The organism is Cohnella sp. SGD-V74 (genome assembly GCF_003001675.1).
Taxonomy (GTDB): domain Bacteria; phylum Bacillota; class Bacilli; order Paenibacillales; family Paenibacillaceae; genus Cohnella.
In genome coordinates this window covers 82,540-104,356 of record NZ_PVYW01000018.1, presented here as the reverse complement: position 1 = coordinate 104,356, position 21,817 = coordinate 82,540, and the positions used below count along the sequence as shown (strand labels likewise).

Annotated in this window: 18 protein-coding genes; 11 read left to right on the top strand and 7 right to left on the bottom strand. The window is 42.2% G+C overall.

Annotated features, from left to right (window positions below):
* Nucleotides 1-7 precede the first annotated feature (7 nt).
* A complete protein-coding gene (locus tag B0G52_RS24845) occupies nt 8-361 on the bottom strand; it encodes a hypothetical protein (protein WP_094048282.1) in 354 nt (117 codons plus the stop codon).
* A gap of 382 nt (nt 362-743) precedes the next feature.
* Here B0G52_RS24845 and B0G52_RS24840 point away from each other — a divergent pair, with 382 nt between their 5' ends.
* The 3 genes from B0G52_RS24840 to B0G52_RS24830 are packed head-to-tail and all read left to right on the top strand — an operon-like array spanning nt 744 to nt 2,654.
* Nucleotides 744-944: a hypothetical protein gene (locus B0G52_RS24840; RefSeq protein WP_094048280.1), complete on the top strand. Its 201-nt coding sequence runs from the start codon at nt 744-746 to the stop codon at nt 942-944.
* Nucleotides 934-2,190 (top strand): DNA polymerase IV, encoded by a 1,257-nt coding sequence (locus B0G52_RS24835; RefSeq protein ID WP_094048278.1) that lies wholly within the window; start codon nt 934-936, stop codon nt 2,188-2,190. The genes B0G52_RS24840 and B0G52_RS24835 overlap by 11 nt, the downstream gene beginning before the upstream one ends.
* Nucleotides 2,187-2,654 carry a YhjD family protein gene (locus B0G52_RS24830; protein WP_094048276.1) on the top strand — a complete coding sequence of 156 codons (468 nt, stop codon included), beginning with the start codon at nt 2,187-2,189 and terminating at the stop codon, nt 2,652-2,654. Before B0G52_RS24835 ends, B0G52_RS24830 begins: the two co-directional genes overlap by 4 nt.
* Nucleotides 2,655-2,848: 194 nt before the next feature.
* Here the strand turns inward: B0G52_RS24830 and B0G52_RS24825 are convergent, their stop codons facing one another.
* From B0G52_RS24825 to B0G52_RS24805, 5 genes are all read right to left on the bottom strand, one after another.
* The gene (locus B0G52_RS24825; RefSeq protein ID WP_094048274.1) at nt 2,849-3,148 is read right to left on the bottom strand and encodes a hypothetical protein; all 300 of its coding nucleotides are present in this window, start codon (nt 3,146-3,148) and stop codon (nt 2,849-2,851) included.
* A gap of 355 nt (nt 3,149-3,503) precedes the next feature.
* Complete coding sequence (locus B0G52_RS24820; protein ID WP_143762634.1) at nt 3,504-3,932, bottom strand: hypothetical protein; 429 nt, start codon at nt 3,930-3,932, stop codon at nt 3,504-3,506.
* 164 nt (nt 3,933-4,096) lie between these two features.
* Nucleotides 4,097-4,624: a hypothetical protein gene (locus tag B0G52_RS24815; RefSeq protein ID WP_094048270.1), complete on the bottom strand. Its 528-nt coding sequence runs from the start codon at nt 4,622-4,624 to the stop codon at nt 4,097-4,099.
* A 1,141-nt stretch (nt 4,625-5,765) separates the two neighbouring features.
* Nucleotides 5,766-7,277 (bottom strand): hypothetical protein, encoded by a 1,512-nt coding sequence (locus tag B0G52_RS24810; RefSeq protein ID WP_094048268.1) that lies wholly within the window; start codon nt 7,275-7,277, stop codon nt 5,766-5,768.
* A gap of 180 nt (nt 7,278-7,457) precedes the next feature.
* Nucleotides 7,458-8,270, bottom strand: coding sequence for a hypothetical protein (locus B0G52_RS24805; protein ID WP_094048266.1), 813 nt, complete (start codon nt 8,268-8,270; stop codon nt 7,458-7,460).
* 121 nt (nt 8,271-8,391) lie between these two features.
* Here B0G52_RS24805 and B0G52_RS24800 point away from each other — a divergent pair, with 121 nt between their 5' ends.
* The 4 genes from B0G52_RS24800 (at nt 8,392) to B0G52_RS36475 (ending at nt 12,612) form a co-directional block, all read left to right on the top strand.
* Nucleotides 8,392-9,108, top strand: a complete 717-nt coding sequence (locus B0G52_RS24800; protein ID WP_143762633.1) for a hypothetical protein — start codon at nt 8,392-8,394, stop codon at nt 9,106-9,108.
* Nucleotides 9,109-10,265: 1,157 nt separating this feature from the next.
* Complete coding sequence (locus B0G52_RS24795) at nt 10,266-10,685, top strand: hypothetical protein (protein ID WP_094048261.1); 420 nt, start codon at nt 10,266-10,268, stop codon at nt 10,683-10,685.
* Between the two features lie 22 nt (nt 10,686-10,707).
* Nucleotides 10,708-12,150 (top strand): hypothetical protein, encoded by a 1,443-nt coding sequence (locus B0G52_RS24790; protein ID WP_094048259.1) that lies wholly within the window; start codon nt 10,708-10,710, stop codon nt 12,148-12,150.
* 339 nt (nt 12,151-12,489) lie between these two features.
* On the top strand, nt 12,490-12,612 hold the full coding sequence (locus B0G52_RS36475; RefSeq protein ID WP_255407508.1) for a hypothetical protein: 123 nt from the start codon (nt 12,490-12,492) through the stop codon (nt 12,610-12,612).
* Between the two features lie 1,124 nt (nt 12,613-13,736).
* Here B0G52_RS36475 and B0G52_RS24785 read toward each other — a convergent pair.
* Nucleotides 13,737-14,594 carry a helix-turn-helix domain-containing protein gene (locus B0G52_RS24785; RefSeq protein WP_094048257.1) on the bottom strand — a complete coding sequence of 286 codons (858 nt, stop codon included), beginning with the start codon at nt 14,592-14,594 and terminating at the stop codon, nt 13,737-13,739.
* A gap of 1,605 nt (nt 14,595-16,199) precedes the next feature.
* Here B0G52_RS24785 and B0G52_RS24775 point away from each other — a divergent pair.
* From B0G52_RS24775 to B0G52_RS24760, 4 genes are all read left to right on the top strand, one after another.
* Nucleotides 16,200-17,078 (top strand): ATP-dependent DNA ligase, encoded by an 879-nt coding sequence (locus tag B0G52_RS24775; RefSeq protein ID WP_094048253.1) that lies wholly within the window; start codon nt 16,200-16,202, stop codon nt 17,076-17,078.
* 179 nt (nt 17,079-17,257) lie between these two features.
* Nucleotides 17,258-17,485, top strand: a complete 228-nt coding sequence (locus B0G52_RS24770; RefSeq protein ID WP_143762632.1) for a hypothetical protein — start codon at nt 17,258-17,260, stop codon at nt 17,483-17,485.
* Nucleotides 17,486-18,278: 793 nt separating this feature from the next.
* On the top strand, nt 18,279-20,813 hold the full coding sequence (locus B0G52_RS24765; RefSeq protein ID WP_233163033.1) for a UvrD-helicase domain-containing protein: 2,535 nt from the start codon (nt 18,279-18,281) through the stop codon (nt 20,811-20,813).
* Nucleotides 20,814-20,822: 9 nt separating this feature from the next.
* Nucleotides 20,823-21,434 (top strand): hypothetical protein, encoded by a 612-nt coding sequence (locus B0G52_RS24760; protein WP_094048247.1) that lies wholly within the window; start codon nt 20,823-20,825, stop codon nt 21,432-21,434.
* Nucleotides 21,435-21,817 lie beyond the last annotated feature (383 nt).

Sequence of the window (21,817 nt, the reverse complement as noted above, 5' to 3'; positions counted from 1 at the left end):
GTACAACTTAATCAAAAAGTTCAGGCTCCAGCAGACGAAGGAGGCGCTCAGCATCAATGGCGTCGCCTTCTCCGTCAATTACGCGATTACGTAGTTCATCATCAACCGGGCCGAACAAATACAATTTCTCGCCCCGGTTATAGTCTGCAATTTCTAGGTCAGCTGCGATACTGAAAATACAGAATATTTCGTCGTCGCCATGTTTTTTTATCGTTTCAACTGAAATACCAACGCTATTAAGTGCCGCGACATTTTCAGGGGTATTCCTCACAAATGCATTCGCCATTTCACCATCCTGATGTGAAATCACTTCCAGGCTGTTAAGTACATCCAATATAGCTTGTTTTGCTTGTCTATCCACCGGAATCACTCCTTCTCCTTTTTTTGGTAAATCGATACTTACTGTACGTATTATAACAATAATAAAGTAATTACTCAATAAACTTAAGTATACACTTTATTTATGACTGCAAAAAAACACTCTCTCGGCACCAGGCTGTAAAAAGCCGGCAGCACTCGATAGAGTGTTTCCCTTGTTAGTAATCGCTAATAGCGGTAATTTCCATCAGTTTAACATAATCTCATCTAATAAGGAACTTGACCTTAATACAACTTCTTTTTCAACGTGCTAAACGGCTTGAACAAAATCTATATGATTAGGGCTGTTTTTTATTCCACTTGAATAGAACACTTGTTCGTGTTATATAAATAGTAAGAACGTACGTTCTATGGAGGCGATTAAGATGTACATTTCCAAGTACATTGGTCGGACGGTTGAGATCGTATATATGGACAAGAAGGATCGGATCAGCAAACGGACGATACGGGTATTCCGCATCGATGCGGGGATGGTATATGCTTTCGATACGTCCTGCATTGGGCCGAGAAGATTCACTGTCGAGCGGATTCTGGCGGCGCAGCCGGTGATCGTGCATGCCTCCTGAACGCACAATCTTCCTTGTGGACTGCCAGTCGTTTTACGCTTCAGTCGAGAAATCCGCTCATCCAGAATACCGCAATCTCCCTGTCGCCGTTGGCGATCCCGTCCGCCGGTCCGGAATAATCCTGGCCGCATGCCCACTTGCCAAGTCCTTTGGTGTCAAAACTGCTGATCGTAACTTTTCAGCATTGGCCAAGTGTCCTCAACTCACAATTATTCGACCTCGGATGATGGGATACATCACAATATCCTTGGAGATTACTCGTATTTTAGAGACTTACACGGATCTTGTTGAGGTATTTAGTATCGATGAGAGCTTTATGGATGTTACTGGGATTTTAAAACGTTATGATTCTGTTGAGGATCTTGCACAGCAAATTCGATCGGAAATACTTCTGTCCACCGGCGTTTGGACTCGAATTGGCATTGGACCTACGAAAATCCTTGCAAAAATGGTCAACAATTACGCAAAAAAAACAGATTCGGGTTTATTTCGGTTGGGGTTCGATAACTTGGAGCAAGAACTTTGGCCTCGACAGGTACAAGAGCTATTCATGGTAGCAGATAAGATGTCGGCACATTTTCAAGCGATGGGAATGTATAGAATCGAGGATATTGCGAAGTTGTCACTAGACGAGTTCAAGAAAAGAATGCGTCTGAGGATGGGCCGTAAGGCAGATGTGCAGGCCCGTTATTATTGGGAAATGACTTGGGGAATTGATGATTCTCCAGTCGTTTCGTCGATTCGAGACGAGATCAAATCAATATCACACGGTAAGACACTTCGGGCGAGTTTATATTATAGGCGACTTGACATCGAGCTTGTCCTCCATGAGCTCGCTGCTGGGGTTTGTCGCCGGGCACGGCAAAAGGGAAAGCAAGGGCAAACTGTTTCCGTTGAACTCGGAGAAACGGATGGCTCATGGGCAGCCCGCTTCGGTCGTCAAACTACGTTGCCACATGCCACAAACCTGACTCGTGAGCTCGCAAAAGCCGCACTAAGGCTCTTCAGGACGCATTGGCAAGGAATGCCTGTCTGTTATCTATACGTTTCTCTTACGCAGCTTAGAGAGGCCGACGCAACGCAACTCACCTTATTTGAAGATCGGGCTAAGATGCAAGACTTGGAACATGTAACAGATGTAATCAAAGATCGCTTCGGTACTGCCGCGATAATACCCGCTTCCTCTCTGCAGGAGGCAAGTATTGTACGAGAACGTGCCGGACAAATTGGGGGGCATTACAAGTGAGCAAAAAACTTGAAGGTAATGGTCGATGGGGTGTTAAGATGCTCCTAACTGATCATACAGCAAAGTACGAGCAGCGTGATCTGACTAAGAGATCAGGTAAGCCAAATTCGGAAGAGCTGCTCTGGATCAGGGACACAATTCTATTGCCGCACTTAATGACAATGCTTCAGCGCGCCCATGACGAGGTAGAACGTTCTGAAATGACACTGCACAAGGTGATGGCACAATTTCTTCGAGTAGTGATGGATCATGTCACGCTTGAGATGTTCAATTTGCGGCGCCAGTTGCGCCAGCAAAACATTAGGCTACTGACAGAGGAGACCCAAGATGACATCTTTTATCATAAGTATGTCTGCCGGGGTTACGAGGATCGTTTTGGGATGACCAGAGAGGTAATGCGGGGGGAAATAGGAAATCACATTAAGCGATTTGTCAATCAGGTTTTGCGGCCCGCATCAAAGTGAAGCTGTCATAAATCGGATCCAAGAAGTCCCCATGATACGCGCTCTTAAAATAACCTTGTCTACTCCGACCAGCCGACAGCGTGTCATTCGTAAAACCGGGATTCAGTCGAACAAACCAGGGTGCGTAACTGAAGATGCTTGGCCGGTTGCCGGCCCCGGCACCTGCTGTTCGTGCCGACAATCTAGATTTACACCTACAGACCGTGATTGAGGTAGTTCTTTGTTCGGTAATCTTCTTCGACTGTGCCGTAGATTTCTAGTTTATGTAGATCCAACAACTTAGAGATTTTTCTAACGGACTGTTTCTCGTTGAATTCATCAACGACTTGATTTCCAATTGCCTCTGCTTTCTCTGATGAATCAGACTTAATAAGTAAAACTGAATCCCCCCGATACTTTAGGAAGTCCCAGAATAAAACTCGTTTGCGGTCATAAACCTTCATGACAAGAATGTATTTCCTCGAACCTTCCATCATTTCTTGATTGGTTTGCATCGTTATCTCCTCGTTTGTTCATATTGAAGGCTTCAATTCCACTTTCGCACGTTTGTCGTCTCCGGTGGCGTGCGATTGAACTGTGCTGACAGCGGGGTAGAACCAGGAGTGAAAAACAACAGCTGGTCGGCTGTCTTCATCGCCTGCGCGGGTTCGGTTTGCGCCGATCGTGCCAGACGTCGACGGCGCCGAGCGAACCAGGAGCGCGACCTACATCTGCTAGCGATGCCGCCATCGCTAGCACTGCTGATCGCAAAGCCGGGCTTCACCCGGAGCACCATGCGAGTTGCAGTTGCTCGTTATTTTCTTTCCTTTTAGATGAACAAAATGGGTCGTTCTGCGGAACAACGTATATTCAATCATTCGATTCTCGAATAAAAACATGCGGAAAATCAAGTATGTGCTCTCTAGAGACATCGCTGCTATATAAAAAATTGTAATTATTGAGACGGGGGACAACTTCGATCGTTTCATAAGAAAGGACATCACGGTCTTCTACATGGACCCAGGAATAACCCTCATGAATCCATTCATTAATGAGAGACTGATTAACGGTATACTTTCTTTTCCCCTCTGTCATATATGCTTCGGGGTATTTATGAAATGTGATATAATACACATCCCCATATCCATCGACTTTTACCAAGAAAAAAGGGAAAGGTGCAAGCGGTGTTCCACCTGTACCGTATTCACTCAATTCTATCTCAATCAACTTTTCCGGTATCTTCAATATTTCAATGAAGATCTGCATCCTGCCCGAATCACACACAGATTTTTTATTCATTTCACGTGTGTGACGAATTGTTTCACGTAATTGATCTAAGGCTCTCCCCCCTAATTTCCCTCGGGATTGTAGAATCGATTAAAATTTCTTCTGTTTCCTTTATAAACGCCCTCACCTTGTGCATATTTGCTCACTCCTTCGCAAAATGAGTCTTCAGGACGATTCTAGAAGTGATTATCCCGCTTCCGTTGATCAACCATGGTTTCTCGTAAGCTGTGCTCCAGGGCACTTACGTGTAAATGGTACTTTTCTCTGTAAAACTGGCCCAACCACAGTACAAAGGCACTGGCCAGTGAATAGAAAACGAGTAATGTCTTTTCTTCAAAGCTAGTAATCGCACTTCCGATCACCCAGAGAGTCAAAAAACCAAAAGCAAGAAAGAGATAGTAATCCCGATCCGCTGCCTTCAACTTTTGTTGTATGATATCGGGGTATAAAGATTCTGGTTTTGATGTCTCTCTTAGCTCGCCGATAAGCGAGCAAATGAAACGAAATGAACGAAGCTGCCTTGCCGTATACATAACGATCATCAGTGTGAGCAGCGACAAAATGAGCATCTGGAGCAACGGTGGAAACTCAAACAAAAACAGAAAATCAACGATTAAATATAGCACGGGAATTCCACAAAGTGGAATTGCTATTTTAAGCACCATGCTGGAAACGAAGATTGACTTATCGTTATCAGGATGCAATTTGTTTCCTCCTAGTGGTTTGCCTGATTGGATGTATTGCCTGTTCGTTTTTTTATCCATACTAATGAGGCCGGGAAAGGCGTATTCCTATTCAGGAAACGGACGATGATGTGAATTTCAGCCCAAAGGCTATTGTTCTTCATCTTCCCCACTAAAAATAATCACTAGATACTATCTTCTTGAGCAATATCCTAGTTTGCTTCTCAGCTTCAGGGGGTGTTAATGGGCCTGACACCTCAATATTTTTCCATTTTCCTATAACAAGCAGGATTACTTTTTCCACTTTTCAATTGCAAACAGGATTATCAAGAAACCTCCTAACATGACATAGGTTAAAAATAAAGGTAGAATTGCTTCTTTAGGAATGAACTTCATCTCTAACCCTCTCGTTTCCATAATACGCTTGGAGTGAGTTGCACCACAATTAAGTTTATTCAGATCCCGTTGTCAGCCCGACTACCGCATCGGATTGCTCCGGATGCTTTGAATCTTAAACAGCCGGAGAATCCTAACTCTGGTCATACTGTGACGCCCCCTTTCCACTCAATTCGAGTAGAATAACGAATACTGGAAAAAGAATAATGCTCATCCATAATGGTTTGAGGACAAGTAAGGCTACTAGACTATAATGCGAAAACATGACCCAGATACCTCCGAAGATAAAAATGGAGGCAGCTGAGGCACATAAAGCTAAGAAGTTCATTACGTAAGTCACTTCGGCAATCATCGGGTGTGTTTCAAAGAATCTACATAAGTGCTTATATACAGGTACAGTTTTAATGGTTATGACATCCACCCCCTGGAATGCAACCTCTATGAAATGATCCGATCCGAAGCGGGATTCAACGCGACAATGCCAAAATGTGAAATAAGAGCGTATTGAAATATTTCATCTCGCGCTGAGGCAATCCGTAATGGAAGCGGCCCATTTGATCTCGCTGCTCTTGGGTTTTTCGTCTAAATCCTCTAAAATAGGGTTTTCCATTGCGTAGTATATGTAAGGGTTCCTTAGGATCGACTTTTGAGAACCCTATGCAGCAAACTGCCCCACATGCATCGGATTGTTAATGTTCATCGTTGATCTCCCCATTTCATTTATTCCTGGCATCGATGCACGGTATTATTTGCCGTTAGACATGTGCTATGCCGTTCCCTCGTCGGCTTCGATATCCGAATCTGAATCCTTGAAGTACCGCATAATGCGGTCTATCAGACCGCCGCGCCGGCGAGCTTTCAGTTTTTTCAAGACTTCATCACCTAAAATCGCCCGAAGCATCTCATGTGCCCTCTCCCGCATTTCCTGACGCGTCTCATCCCTCACATAACCGCTCGTCCAAAATGATTCGCCGTCCATATAGGTCTCCAAAAATACATTCATTACCGGAATATGAAATAGCTTGCGATGAGCGTATTTATTTCTTATCACGGGGCTGTGTGCCCGCTCCAACCGCGGCGTACTCTTATTCATAACCAATAGGGTCTTCTCCCCATATTTGCTCAAAAAGGATTCGTACTTCTGGCGGCCGCGCGCGAGCCGCATCGCGTCATAGTTCCCGACGGCAAGAATGATATCTGCACTTTTCAATATAATTTGTTCTCTGGGGTCATGATAGGCCGTGCTGATATCCGAGAACAGGAGCGAGACGTTTTTACTGTACGTCAGGAGCTCCGCTGTTTCTGTCTCAGTCCAATTGTGCAGTTCTACGTCCGGATCTCGCAGAATATAGCGTACGCCCTGTATCCTGAGCGCGTCTTCCCAAGCAGGGACAGCATCCATATCTAACAAGGCGGAATGCCAACTTTGCCATCGCTTACCTTTGCTCTGATTGCGGATCTGCTCGACTAAATCATAAGCATTCATTATTTGCATCCAAGCGGCCGGCGGTGAAGCTGCTTCCATCACACCGACTTCCACGTCTAGCGCAGCTGCTTCTTCGGCCAGTAAGCGTGTGAGCGTAGAGGATCCAGCTCCCTCGAACAAGGAAACGACGGCAACACTTTTTGGGCTAATCTTTATTTGCTCGTAGATGTATTCCGTTTCTTTCTTTATCCGAACTTCCGTTCTCACTTCCGTGCGAACCTCAGTGATAACCTGAGGTTCCGCTGCAGGCGTGGATTCTGCGCCAGGAGGTGCCTGCTTTGCTGCTTGCGGTATAAGCGGCTGCTGAAGGATCTCTTCAGGGGTTCCCTTCTGTTTGGCTTTTCGCTTTCGTAAATCGTCCGCGATTGCGTCTGATTTATTCCGAAACAACTCGGTGTTTTCGTATTTCGGAGCTTGCCTGAGCTGGGTGGTCCACCCTTTCGGGAGCTTCCCCTCATGGAATATATCCGTTACGTTGGAAAGCACCAGTTTACTGAGAAAGAGATCATCCACGGAGCGGGTGCAGAGGAACACGATTCGGATATGAAAATCATACCGCCTAAGCTCCTCGATCAAATCCAGCCATTCGTCGTCGGTTTCCGTGTCCCCAATGAGCTCGTCAGCGACAATGATCATGTTGGCGCCATGCTCCATAACGCGCGGAACGATGTTCTTGCGCGTGAGCGCGATCCCGACGACTTGTCCTACTAGATCTTCTTCCAAGGCCGTCTTAGTAATGGCGTTAAGTCTCTCATCCTGTAATCCAAGTACAATACGGTAATGATCATTCAAGCTACTTACCGCCTTTCTTTATTTCTCTTCTCCTGGTGCCTGTTCAACAACTCAATTTTTTCATCAATTGTAACTATCAATTTTACGTTCTTCATGTCTCCACCTTCGGAATATAGTGCTAGTTTGTCTTGCTAGATACTTCCTTTCCTATAGACCCTTAATTAAAAGCCCCTGTTGGGCCTAGAGCAGATCCATTTGCAGGGGCTGGAGGTTTACTTCGCCGACTCGTCTTCCCTTCTGAGCTAGGAAAAAGGCATGGGGGAAATTTTCTAAGCATTCGTCTACCAAGAAGGCTTGAAAGAACGATTCCGGAATGTAGTCCATACTCCCGACAATCTCTTCAATTGCCTGCAGACTCCCCACACTCCAAACAACCATGGCCGCGCCGCCGTCTTCAGACGGTAGCTTGCCGTCGTTCTGCGCTAGCATAGCCTCGTACATTTCAATCTTTTTGCGCATAAAGCTGAGTGGTTTGCCTTTTTGCGATAACCGCTCCACGTAAAGCGTCAGTGGCCCCTGCTCTGATTGTACCTTCATAACCATATATGGCCGGGGTTCATCTCCCTTTCGCCATACCGGAGCATAGGAAGCAGCCGGTAATCGGCCCCGCTCCTCCAACTGCAATCGGAACTCGTTGACTGCGGACATCGCTATAGGGTTATCTTTGTAGCGCATTAAGGAAATGGGATCCTGAAGTCCCTCGATACCCTCAATCAAATCGTAATATTGGAAGGCAGCCAGACCGAGCATCCAAATGTATTCCCGCTTCCCTTCTGGCGTCTCGATGTAAAACCCGTCAAACCAACCAACCTTCTGCAGCAGCCGAAGCCGGGAAGCAATTTCATGGCCTTTTGCGAAGTAATGCCGTGCCAAGTAACGGAGCTGTCTCTCGGTGAGGCAGCGCCAGGAAAGCAGAATGCGCGTAAGTGTAAGATCGGGAGGGCCGATCTCCCCATTTTGAAGCCTACGCATAGTCATATCGATGTTGATCATAGGAGGGCGCTCCCATTTATGCGCGGAATAAATCAGCGCTGGATGATCAAGCAGAGGGATGTTGCCATCCCTCGCCCGCCAAATACGGGATTCATCCAGCACTGGGGCTGCCGTCTCCCCAGTGGAAAGTTTAGAAGCTTCCATATCGTCCGCCAGCTTGATTTGCAGTTGGGTTAAGTCGGAAAATCCGCGCTTTTCCTCTTTGATTCTCTTTATCCAAACTCTGAATAACGGCTTGAACAGTCAGTCCTTGCGGCAGATTGGAATACCGGTACTGTTCGCTGAGCGGCTTTTGCAGATTTCCGATGATCACAATCCCGCTGGATACGACTTGAATCAGATAGCTGTTCTTGCCAGGCGCCTTGGCTACGATCTTGGCTACGACACGTTCATCCGGCGTGTGAATGGTGTCAATAATTTGCCACTTCAGATCCCTTTCCTCTTTCAGCAGCGCTCGACGGGATACCCGCAGCTTGATATCCCACTCCCAGTCCTCATCATCTTTGTCCCCGGATGGGGACGTCGGTCCCCTACTGGTAAATCGTTCCCTTTTGGGGTGTGCCCCCCAAGTGGAATATCGTCGATCCCAAATGGGGATTTTCCCCCGGAGCGGGAAGCGGTTCCGTTATGGATCATGAACGTATTTGCCGACCGCGCATCTTTCATTTCTGGATACGAGAGAGCATGGTCCGCTTTAGGTAATTTGGACTTCGAATCAGAAAAACTACTTGGGGACAATGATTCATTTTCGTTTGAGCCTAACGCTTCATCTTTTGACAAACCTGTACACCACCCTCCTCAATTAGACATGGTTAATATTACCTACAGCCTAAAATAGCAAATAATTGTCGGATTGTGTATATTGCTCCTAGCCGCTCCCTTCTTTGTCTTAGTTTTGGTTCAACCGAAACTATTTTCTTTATTAACCTTATCCCTTTGGGGATTCCTAATTAGTTGCGCTTTACAGATAGAAAAACAGGTAAGGAAAATTAAAGCAGAAAAGTATCGGCATATTGTAAGTTCAATTAAAGCTATCAGCCCTTGATATATATGGGATTGACAGTGGTTTTAGGGAAGGGAAAAACAAGCAATAAGAAAGGCAATAAAAATAATAAATATTTTTTTCAAATATAAGTGTTCAACAGTATTGCTTGATCTGTTTAACTTCTGAATTGAGCGTCAAGATGGTTTCTTGAATTGTTAGCTATTAGAGTGCCAGAGTCTTTGAGAATAGAGGTGTTGAAATGGGTCAACAATAACTCACGCAAGTTCAGATGCTGGACATACGAATATGTGAACTAAGAATTCATACTGTTCTGTAAACGAGCGATTTTATTTGCACTTATTGAAATCCCAGTTTGTCATTTTGTCATAACACTAGTTTTCCTCTAAATTCCGGATGAATGTAAAATTACGGATATTACATTGGTAGAGAGGTCTGTCTTCTCTATTAACAGCGAATTGGGGAGCGAGTTGAGTTTCGTAAGAGATCTATTATTTTGATAATGAACACTTGGATATAGAGGTCTAATTATGATCAGACTGATCGGCACAACCCCATTGCCTTTCATTCTGACTTCATATGTTTCTTGAATCACAATGAAAGTTTCAAAACTGAATATCATATTTATTACATTTTTCTTCCCTGATAACTTCAAATAAGTATCTTGATTAGAAACTATGCACATCAAAGTGCAATTAACTCAATAAAATTAAGGGATAATTAATAGTAACTATTGATTCTGAAATACATGAGTATCACTATCAAACTTAACAAAAATTCTGATGGATTATAGGGAATGGTTATAACTGGATGACGTTTGTGTGAAAATAATGAAAAATTGTTCAAAATAATATATAGTATCTATTCAGAATAAAAAACGTAGTAACTATAAAAAATCCCTAGAACAAAAGGGGATTTATTGCTATTCCGATACAATTTCGATTATAATTTATATTGTAGAAACTTAATGAGAAACTAGAATTGATAAGGGGGTGGTATCCATCGATGCGTATCTCAATCAGAAATACAGTGATGTTGATTTAAGCGAACAACAAGTAGCTATGTTAACTGACATCGTAGAAACTGACCTCCCTTTAAAACGTGTTCTATTACATATCGCTAAACACGCTGATATTAATAAGGACGAAGAGGTCATGTCTGGTATCTCGATTAAAGGACTTGCTGATTCAATTGTTTTAGAAAGACGTGTCCAGCAAAAAAAGAATAAATCCAAAAAGTTCAATATTGAAAAAACGAATATCGATCGAAAGCACGTTGAACGAATAACGGATACATTACTTAAGATGTCCCTTTGTTATTTTGTTAGCGTTCCCCCTTCTAAGCTTATATATATTTCACGTAGAGGTCGGCAAATCGCAAAAGAAATTGTTCGTAGAAAGAAAGAGCAATAAACAATGAAAAGGAGATGTTTCAATGGATTTCAGAAGAGCCCTCCCTTCTATCGCTACCACGGTAGTAGGTTTTGGCCAGGCAGGATCGAGGATTGCTGATAAGTTTGCCGGATTTAAGACTGCTGACGGAAAAACAGTTTATGTAACTCATGCTCTAAATTCAAATGATGGAGATTTGGCGGAACTAAAACATATCCCGTTGGAAAATCGTGTTTCATTGAAACTAGGCGGGATGGGCAAAGATCCGGAGAAAGGGTTACGCGTGCTTGAGGAGAATGAAAACGCTCGTGCCATTTTGCGAGACTTCATACGTAATAAAGTAAAACCGACTGATGAATTGACTTTGTTTATTGCAGGTCTTGGTGGTGGTTCCGGAACCTCAACAATTATTAAAGCAATAGAAGAGTTTCATGATCATCATAACAATAGTTTGCTGAAAGCCAAGTTGCTTGAGATTAAAGAGAATGTTGGACACGAGGAATTCTCTCGCAATGTAAGAAAGTACCAGGTAGAGGCATTTCAACAAGTAAGACACAAGTATAAGAAAGTAGGCGTAATTGTCACGATTCCAACGCGCAGTGACGGACCTGATGTTTTAAGGCAGGTAAGCTCATTTGCGTCAAAAATATGGGAAATAACTAAGAACAAAACTAAGGGTATAGCATTTACTATTTTTGCAGATAATCAAATGTTTTATGATCGGTTTCAAAGCATTTCAAGTGATGGAAGATATAACAATTACCGCGATTTTGCCAATGCCGAACTTTCAAGCATCTTCCATGAAATCAACGTTGGATCAAATATTGGCGGGACCTCGGTTACGATAGATTCAAATGATTTCAGACGTGTTATTATGGAGCACAATGGCTGCCTTATTCTTAATAGAGTCGAGCAAAACGCAAAGACTGTAACAAATGCTACTGAATTAAAGCAATTATTCTTGTCCTCTCTGGAATCGAACAATTTCCACGATCCGATTAGACTTGAAGAAGAAACTGAAAACGAGGAAACCAAATCCTATGCAAAAGTATTTCATGTTGGACTGTTAGCCATTATTCCTCCTGAGTTAAATCATATCGGCAGTTCTTTTATTGATGATGCCAAGGAGGAGATTAGCAGCAGATTGCCACTCCAAGGGACAATTTTCTCTGGTTTCTTGAATGAACATAATCAATATAACGCAACAATTTATACCTTCTATAAAGCAGAAGCTCTTCCTACAAGGCTTTCAATCGGTCTTGTAGAAGAATACGAAGAGTTTATGAAGAAGCAACAAAAAATTCGTTTCAAGACGGAGGGTATCTCTCAGATTGCAGTGGCAGCTGAAGAATTTGATTTCGATGATATTGATATGCTCTCAGAGATGGGCATTGAGATAAAGGATAGCGATATTACGGATACTTCAGATACTCCAGAAGTTGACGAAGATTTCGACTTCTCCGATATAACTCCAGAAGATCTTTAATTCAAGCTCTTCCCCCTCCCTTCATATCAGGGAGGTTTTCTTTTTTATGGCATAGTATGACGTTTTTTATTAAATACGTCCGATCCGGACGCTGTCACTGGAGCATCGATATCTTAGCCCGGCTACGCCTGTATGAAGTAAGACGCGAGTGCAACTGTGCGAGTCGTAAGACGTCGCTGTCGCGATGGAGAAACGGGACGAGGCGACGCCGGACGAAGAACGAACTTATTCACGCGGAGAATGCGGGTGGATCTGGCCCAGTATCGCGACTACAAACGGTTCAATGTCTCTCCGGAAGAACAGAAGGTGTTGACTGCAGCCGAGTAGTTTATCGGCCAGATGGCCAACGGTCAAAGCCGTTCGGGAACGGGAACACAGCTGCAGGAGCGTGAGAAGCGCTTGAAGGCCGAGATGAAGCCGTTTGAAGCGGCGGACTACCATTACCGCACTCTGGATCATTAGTAAGGACGCTATGAAAGGCTCTACGCCCTTGAATCGCGTGTTCAGCAAATCGGAGAGGGAAAAAGTGCCGGAAGCTCGAACAGCGGGCAGAGGAAGCCCATAGCAGGCTTCAGTCGCTCGGTTTCTGAGATCGCGAGAAGTACGGAGAGTCGAAAGGCGAACGTAATCGACTTCCACGAAAAAAAAGGATTATCCGGATTCGAGGTGCAGCTCCCCGATCAGCGGCATGTGCTTGCGCAGGCCGATCGCATTTTTACAGCGAATCGAGGTTAGACAAACTGGCCACGCAATAGGCTTCGGAAGAGCTACAGAAGCTGCATTTGAATCTATCGCAGGAGATCGGGGGCAGCGCGAGAGAACAACTCCGGGAAGACATGGCGCAATCCTGTCACATGATGGCGCCCGTTCACGAAGTCGGGCTTCGCCCCTTGGCGCACCAAGTTGTGAACTGGATCTGCGCGATCTGGCCGTTGTCATAGGCGCGCTGATCGCGGAGTCGGGCTTCGCCACTGGCGAATCAAGTCGCGAACTGCTGCTGCACGAACGATCTAAATGCTGTCACCTAAGAGCATCGATTACCGGGTTTTGCCCTACTGGCGAACGAAAGTCGTGAATTGTAGTTGCGCGAGTTGAATGCTATCGTCGGTGCTCTGATCGAGGATCCGGGCTTCCCTAGACGAACAAAGTCCCGAGCAGCCAGTTACGGGGAGCTGGAAGCTATCACCGGCGCAGATCGCGAAGCCAGTATTCTCCGAAGATCCGAGGCCGTCTAATAATAGCCATTTAGGTAAAACTTAATACCCGGGCCCCCATTTCTCCAGGCGATCACCCGTGCAGTTCATGGCATGTTCGGTAAACTTGTGAGTGATTACCGGGCGTCATATTTGGCTCAAATCCTCTAAATGTCCTTCACGTGGGCCGCTGCAATTTTAGCCCTCCCTCCTGACTCTTTTCTGGCTCCCTTCTCGCACGTCGCGACCTCATTTACACCCCCGGACCGCTAGTCTGCAGGAACCCATTCCCTCCTTGGCCTAGTTTATCGCGCATCCCCCTCTCCCATCTGCTACTCAATTCACTGAGAAAAAAAGACACAGGTATCAAAACCTGTGCCTTTCCTTTAAACCTTATGTTATTTCCTTTTTGTACTCTTCCTCAATTCTGTTGGCTATGAATTCCTCTATAAATAGAGTTTTAGCTGATAGATCTTCTTTTTTTTTGAAGAGGCCTGTTTTAACTGGATTCTTGTTCCAAGCCTCAATTGCTTCCATTCTAAGTCGTTGATGAACTCTTCTGGATAGCGCGAGTTCATTGTGAAGGGCCTGTCTTAATTCGATTGATCTCTCTTCATCTGATTTTTGATTTTCACTTTTAGTAAGGGAATTCTTTATCATGGCAGTGTTCTCTTCAAGCAATGATCTCATTGTTTCTTCTTGTGCTTTTGTTACTGTTGTCAGCTTCTTTTCAATGTTTTCTATCTGATCATTGTTCTCGTTCCTTATCCGACTCAGTTCTTCTTTTAGGAATTCCCTATTTTCTTGGTTAAATTTATAAAGAAGGTCTTCCATGTGTGACACAACAAGCTTGATTTTGTCATCAAAATTTCTAGAAAGATCAGCTAGTTGATTATTCTGATGCAGTCCACCCTGCTGTCCCATGATAGCCAACTCATTAGCATTCGTTTCAAATTGAGGATTATCTCTCTCCAGACTTTGCATTTCTAGGAGTAGTTCTTTAATTAAAGGCAATCCAAGGTCCTTTTCATCGCGCCATTTATTAATTTTAGCGACCCATAATTCATGTTTTTTTGTGTAAAATCTTTGATTTTGTGCGTCTCGTGGCACTCGAAAGGCTTCTCCTAGCACTTCCTCCCATTTTCTAAGTGTTGTTTGTGGCACACCAACTAGCTCTGAGAAATCTTTAATTGAATAAGCGCGTAGTTGATCAAGTGCCTCTGGACCAAGAGAATATTCATTTTCATACATAGAGAAAACACTCTCCTTTATCTCAATATGTAGAGGGTCTACATATCCAATGTGCAGATGTATCCACCTCTATTATACACAAATACAACAGTTCATGTAATTCCTCTACAAAATAAGGGTATGTGGATACATAGAAACGGGTATATGTATATATACATTAGTGAAGGTGTATTCAATCAGAAATGTAAGTAGATACATTAAAGAGTGTAGATGTATTCTGTTGATGGTGTAGGTATATACCTGTGATGTGTAGAGGGTCTACATATCGGAATATTTGTGTTTTTGGCACATTTTTTGAAGGTGTAGCTATCTACATGCTGAAAGGGAGGGTGGACACATGCAAGAATAAAAGAGGTGCTCATGATGGTTTTATAGATACTAATATAGAAACTATAATGGTATCTATAAAGAAATGTAATGTCACCAGTCGGGGTATCATCATATATAATAAGGTTATAATAATAGTTTCCTATTTAGATACTATAAATACAAATCAGACCGATTACCTGTGGCAGAATATCAAAATGGTCCATAAAGAGTAGGGTATTGTCATGAAATCAGGCTATGAAGAATAATAGCCAGTCAATTTTCTCAATTAAAATATGGTCTAAAGTATGGTTTCTAATATAGTAACTAATAGAGAAACTACTCCGAGAGAATTAAACAAACCAGTTTTGTATGTTTCATGAAGATGAATCATTTGGTCAATTGAGAACAAAGTGTGCAAACATTCTCTTAAAACCAAGGGGGGGCTTAAAGTGAAAATACCAGTAGAAAGGAGGAAAATCATAAACGACAAATCAGTTGTAGGGATCTACATATGCGTCGGGAGGCCACTATCATAGAATGAGAGGGGCTGGAAACGAAGATTGGTATAACTGAAGTCCTGGTTACGAGGATGAGGGTTTGGGGGGCAAGAGAGGGAGACGGCTACAGGAAAGTAGGAGGGAGAAAAAAGCTAGAAGCCACGATTTGACCATTGCTCTCTGTAAGTACTCAACTGACTTTCGAGATCAAAACTAAGACGAATATTTGGCTGGCATCTGTTGTGCATCCGCACATAACCGTTCAGCATTGGTTTGATCTTTCAAGATCTCCTGACTTAGCTGTGACCAGAGAGGACCGAACTTTGATCCTCTGCGGTGAAGCTATTTGCTATCTGTGACGCCCGTTAGAGAAGGGCAGCTGGTAGACCGTAAAGTAAAGTAGGTGACGACGAGGGGGCTGCTGGCAAATGGGCATGGATGAATGGATCTTGCAAAGCAATAGCTGCAGCATCTCCGACAGCGACGGTAAGAAGCGAATCTCTTCGGAAGCATAAGACACATCGGCCAGAAGCAAACGTTACAAAGTTCAGTCTCAGAATGAAGTGGGGTGCGGCTAGGAGATTGATTCTTAGCTGTACGACAGAACATAATGACTGCCGCGGTACATCCTGTTTTTTGAAAGTACTGAAAGAAGAAGAATAGACGATCGCAACCAAAAAAACTGTAGGACGATAGCGCGAATAAAGAAGAGGCCAGGCGTTATTTCTAAATGTCATAAATTGATAATAAACCCATCACCCACCAATATACTGATTCTCACGTAAATGTTACTCTTATTATGGTGATTACTATGTTCTATCCTCCAATGTTAATGCAATATGCAATAGACAATGTTCCATTTGATGACAAAAATTATAGGACACAACTCAAATTGGATGGAATCCGGCTACTTGTATCTAACGGGAATAAAATAAAATTGTACAGTAAAAATCAAGATGTAACCAACCGTTTTCCGGAACTTCATAATCCACCGATCAGTAAAGGTACAATAATCGATTCTGAGCTAATATCTACAGATGAAAGAGGGCACCCTGATTTCGAAGCATGTCTTGCTAGATTTAATTCTCTGAAAGATAAGAATAAAATCCATGTTTGTGCATTCGATATTTTATTTTACCGCGGTGATAATGTAATGCACTTACCACTTGAACGACGTTTAGAACTATTGGAGAAAGAGTTAAGGGATACAGAGTATTACTCAAGAGCACGATGTTTTGAAGGGAGCGCCATCCAATTATTTGGAATCGTGAAGTCATCTGGACTAGAAGGTATTGTCTTAAAACGGTCCGATAGTAGATACTTAAGTAGCAGAAGTCCTTGTGAGCCAGGAACTAAAGGAAAACGCAGTTGGAATTGGCAAAAAGTCATTAATTACAGCGTTACTCATGACGTCCTCATTACGGGATTTTCAAAGCGGGATTTCCAGTGGCTAATTGGCAAGGTAGAACGGGGAATTATTCGGCCACTTGGAACGATTGAACTTGGAGTTACAGCCAAAGCTCGTAAAATGGTTTGGCCTAAACTTCAGAGCTCAATAATAAAAGAGAATAAAGACTTCGTGTATGTTGAACCAAGAATTAGTTGTACCATAAAGCACCGGGGATACTATAAGTCTGGACTTATGCGGTTACCTGTTCTTGAAGAGATTCATCTTTAACTTATTTACTTAAGAAAAGGTGAAGTGCTCTTTTACAAACTTAGGGTTTGACTTCGTTGGATTTTGATTATAAAATAAATCTAATTTAATACTCCAACAGGAGAAGCACTCCTTTGATTGCCATTTTGGCTTTCATTGGAGTGCTTTTTTATTGGGAATTATATATAAGGAGGATTACTATGTTCTATTATCTTTATTTGAAAGTGGACCCGAATGAAGCAATGTATTGTACACTCAAAGGCATTAACTATGATGGTGAAGTTCGAACAAACATGAAGATTACGTTCGATCAATCTGAGATCCAAGAGTTTACACTTGAGTATCCTGAACTTCTCGGTATGCATGACACATATCGAGTTGTTGACGTATATCAATGTGGCGGGATGGGGGGGATCATATTAGAGTGATTTTATAGAATCACTGTAGCAGATAAGATAGAGGAGGGGGGCATGAAGTAGCCTGGACCAGCTATTTGTAGAAACACTCAGTCCGTTGTGGCGATCCATACGTATGATGGTAGGGGAATTGCCGCGCCTTCATTCCGGCTGTAGTCGAAGTTGCCAAAAGCATATGACAGCTGATCAGTTTATATTATCAATGAGCCAGGGATGACCCACTGTGAGGGGTAGGATTTTCAACTAGAAGCGTTAAAGGTGGTCCGTATGCCGAAGTAGCAGAACGGACTCCTTTCTTTTGTAGAGGTAGGGAATAAGTCATAGAAAAAAATCTATCCAAATATTGACTTCTATTATCAACGCGGGGTATGTTTGTCTTATTATACCAAGGGGCGGGGAGGCAATCGTATGACGGCAAATTTGGGGCGAATTAACTCTTAATAAGCAACCCGTACCAGGAGGAGAAGAAAGTACAAGCAGTCCACATTGAAGAACAACGGAAGACTCCGTTTTTCTCAAATTTACAATGTTACAGGGGGCGTTGCGTTAGAATCGACTCGATTTGTCGTTCATCAACCTCTAAGAACGCGGCCACCCGATCGGAGTCCGGATGAACTTAGGAGTGAGGAACTGCAACTAGCCGAGTTTCGCCGCCGGCAGCGCGAGGAACGGCTCGTCCGATCGTGTCCGGAGAAATCAGGAGTGTGGAGCTGCAGCTGGTCGGCCGTCTCCGCCGGCAAGGAGTGTAGATTGAGTGTTAAATGCATGTTGACATAGAAGCGAAGCAAGGATGGATAAGAACGTGATGAAGAATGTGATAAAAAGTTTCATTTCTACTATACTCGAATGGTTTAAAGAAAAGCGTCGACAAAAGCTAAGAATTATTGAAGAATACCGGGATCTATTAGAAAGAGCTGAGTACATTTCCGAACGAATAAATAGTTTGAAAATTAATCCGATGTACATAAATCACGATATAAAGACACGATGGAAAGAGGAGACTGTTACTCTACAAAGACAGCTTTCGGAGAAGTCACCAAAGAAATACAAACATACAGAAAAAGAAGTAATGTATCTAAGGCTTCTCGCCTTTAATATTGAAAATTTTGATAACATTTGTAAATCAAACAACGAAACATTTATCGCAAATGAGTTGGTGGAGTATGAATATTTTTTCAATAATATAGAGGGAAGCTCTTTAGATATTCAACAGAGAACTTGCATTTTAAAAGATGAGATCAATAATCTTGTTATTGCCGGTGCAGGAAGCGGCAAAACTAAAACCATTATTGGAAAAGTGAAATACGTCTTATCTCGATATCGGATCAGTGCTGATGAAATATTGGTACTTTCTTTTACAACAGCGACTGCAGAAGAGATGAAGGAAAGATTACATAAAGAAACAAATGAAAAAATTGAAGTCAGAACATTCCACAGTTTGGGTAAAGATATCATTTCAAAAGCTGAAGGAAAGGCGATTGCAAAAACAAATATTGAATTGGAAAAAGTAATTAACAGTGTAATAGATGACGTTAGCTTGGAACCAAAATTTAAGAAGTTGGTTAACGTTTATTTTCTAGAGTATTTTAAGGAGCAAAAAGAAGATTCGGAATTTGAAACCTTAGCCGACTACTATGATTATCTTCGTGATAAAAACATAAAGACATTTAAAAATGAAAGTGTGAAAAGCTACGAGGAGATGGAGATTGCTAACTTCCTTTATAGGAATAACATCAGCTATATATACGAGGAAAAATATAAATATCCTACAGAAAATATTGACTATGGACCTTATCGTCCTGATTTTTATTTGCCGGACCTTGATATATATATTGAGCATTTTGGTATTGATCGAAATGGAAATGTACCTAATTTCTTTTCCGGAGGTGAGGGAGAGACCGCAACAGAAAAATATAATAAAGGAATAACGTGGAAACGGAAAACTCATAAAGAACGCGGAACAACAATGGTTGAAACGTATTCCTTTGAGAAAAAAGAAGGGGTACTTTTCGTTAACCTGCAGAAGAAATTAGAAAATTTAGGAGTACAATTCTTTCCGATGTCAGATCATGAACTTTTTGAAAAGATTAAATCCAATTACATCTGTAATTTTGATGGGTTCAAAAAGCTGATCGGGACATTTTTAAACTATGCTAAAGCAAATGATATCTCCTTTGATGAGATCAGGAAAAAGAATGAGAAAAACCTTAATACTTTTCACAGGGCAAGAAATCAGTATTTCATTCAGATCGTTGAACCTATTTTTCTTAAATATGAAAATATGTTAAAGGCCGAAAAAGAGATTGATTTTAATGACATGATCAATATAGCCACAAGGAAGATTAAAAAAGGTGATTATAGAAGTCCGTATCGATATATTATCGTAGATGAATACCAAGATATTTCATTTGCACGTTTTTCACTTATAAAATCACTAAAAGACCAAACTAATGCGAAATTGTTTTGTGTGGGCGATGATTGGCAGTCCATATATCGATTTACAGGGAGTGCCATTCAGTTGTTTTCGAAATTGGAGAAGTATGTTGGTTATACGGAGAAATCATATATTGAAACAACCTACAGGTTTAATAAAAACATTATAAGAATCGGGGAAGATTTTATCACGAAAAATCCTTCCCAACTGTCCAAAAAGCTGAAGCCTAAAGATCCAAATGATAATACCCCGGCCTGCACGATACTAATGGGAGACACTAAAGAGGCGCTTCAACAACATCTTATTAATGCCTTAATAAAATTACCTGTTGGTGCGAAAGTTTTATTTTTAGGGCGATATATAAGGGATTATCAGTCATTTGTTACGGATGAATTGAAGTTTACTCCTGTTAAGAATAAAAGTAACAATGTTGACAGATATATCATCACATTATCACTTAGGTCAGATTTATTTATTGAGTTTATGACGATCCATAAAAGTAAAGGGCTTGAATCAGAATTTGTTTTTGTTTTAAATAATACGAACTTAAAATTAGGCTTCCCTAGCCAGATCGAGGATGACCCTGTCATGCAATTATTGCATGACAACGAGGAGAAATTTGAGTATGGGGAAGAACGTCGATTGTTTTATGTCGCTTTGACACGAGCCAAAAAACATATTTACTTAGTCGCTGACAATAAAAATAAATCGACGTTCTTGAGGGAAATAGAGGCTAGATATAAGCAATCTGCGCATAAAAAAGATTCAGAAAATAAATACTGCCCTGTTTGCAAGAAAGGGATCGTGACACTAAAAATTGGGCGAACGGTGAATGGACGAAAAAGGTCTGATTACTATTCGTGCTCAAATATTAAATATTGTAAGTATATTATTTATGAAAAATGATGGGGAAGTATGAGAAATTTATTTAAGGCGGTGGAAATACTGAAAAAAGTGTTCGTTTTATTTATTTTACTTTCATTTATTCTTGGTTGCGCAGGTCCGGAGAGGATAACCTTTCAAACAAATGATGTAGAATTCTCTGATCCTGTTGTTATGAACTTGGGGGATGGGTATTTTCAAATTAAAACCAATGTCAACCTTCCTGAGAATACGCGCAGAGAGTTTCAGATAATTAGCGGTAATTTCCTCGAGTATGGCGATATATACGTTGAAGATAGCCACTTTACCACACCAAAGATCTTGGGTCTTCCTGGTGAGGAAACCTACAGCTTTAAATTGATCACGCTTGGTGAACAAGAAATCAATAACTCCGACGCAATTTACAAAGTTCCGGAATTCAAGCTAAATACAAGAATAAAAATTGACTTAGGAAAATACATACCCAGCAGCAGTGAAGTATATGATTACATGGCGGAGCTATATAATGTTATAACAGAGGATGGCTCCAAATTTGTTGACTCCCAGGCCCTCGATGAGTTTGCTCTGAAGGAGGCAAGCCAAAGGTTTGGCATACCCACTAAAGAAGTTGATCGGTTATTTCGCCAAGAGGCACTCATAAAATGAACCACTAGACTAATTTATTTCAGACACCGAGGTTGCTGCAGCTGCAAGTGGCCGAGTCGATCCGATTGTTTGCATTTTAAAAAGGGAGGAGAGGGGGGCGCCTGAGAATCTCATCGCCTGGATGCCATTCCGGATGAGCGCCCCCGATCTGGCCGCCTGACGTTGCCGGCGACGGCATCTCGATGCAATCCTGCAGCTGTGCTCCTGGTTACTCTTTTCGATGAACAACGTCCAATCCGGAGGAATTTACCACATATGTATAAAATACAATGTAAAGTGTATTGTCAGAATGTCGCTCTGAACATATAAAATTCAAGGATCTTTATATAGAGTGTCAACATATTAATATTAACTGGGTGAAAATCCTGGTTATTTGTTGTATT

Bases quoted from the DNA above. Each gene is read 5' to 3' on its own strand.
- B0G52_RS24840 (WP_094048280.1), top strand. From the start codon at position 744: ATGTACATTTCCAAGTACATTGGTCGGACGGTTGAGATCGTATATATG.
- B0G52_RS24835 (WP_094048278.1), top strand. From the start codon at position 934: ATGCCTCCTGAACGCACAATCTTCCTTGTGGACTGCCAGTCGTTTTAC.
- B0G52_RS24825 (WP_094048274.1), bottom strand. From the start codon at position 3,148: ATGCAAACCAATCAAGAAATGATGGAAGGTTCGAGGAAATACATTCTT.
- B0G52_RS24820 (WP_143762634.1), bottom strand. From the start codon at position 3,932: ATGAATAAAAAATCTGTGTGTGATTCGGGCAGGATGCAGATCTTCATT.
- B0G52_RS24805 (WP_094048266.1), bottom strand. From the start codon at position 8,270: ATGATCAACATCGATATGACTATGCGTAGGCTTCAAAATGGGGAGATC.
- B0G52_RS24790 (WP_094048259.1), top strand. From the start codon at position 10,708: ATGGATTTCAGAAGAGCCCTCCCTTCTATCGCTACCACGGTAGTAGGT.
- B0G52_RS36475 (WP_255407508.1), top strand. From the start codon at position 12,490: ATGGCCAACGGTCAAAGCCGTTCGGGAACGGGAACACAGCTGCAGGAG.
- B0G52_RS24785 (WP_094048257.1), bottom strand. From the start codon at position 14,594: ATGTATGAAAATGAATATTCTCTTGGTCCAGAGGCACTTGATCAACTA.
- B0G52_RS24775 (WP_094048253.1), top strand. From the start codon at position 16,200: ATGGTGATTACTATGTTCTATCCTCCAATGTTAATGCAATATGCAATA.
- B0G52_RS24770 (WP_143762632.1), top strand. From the start codon at position 17,258: ATGTTCTATTATCTTTATTTGAAAGTGGACCCGAATGAAGCAATGTAT.
- B0G52_RS24765 (WP_233163033.1), top strand. From the start codon at position 18,279: ATGAAGAATGTGATAAAAAGTTTCATTTCTACTATACTCGAATGGTTT.
- B0G52_RS24760 (WP_094048247.1), top strand. From the start codon at position 20,823: ATGAGAAATTTATTTAAGGCGGTGGAAATACTGAAAAAAGTGTTCGTT.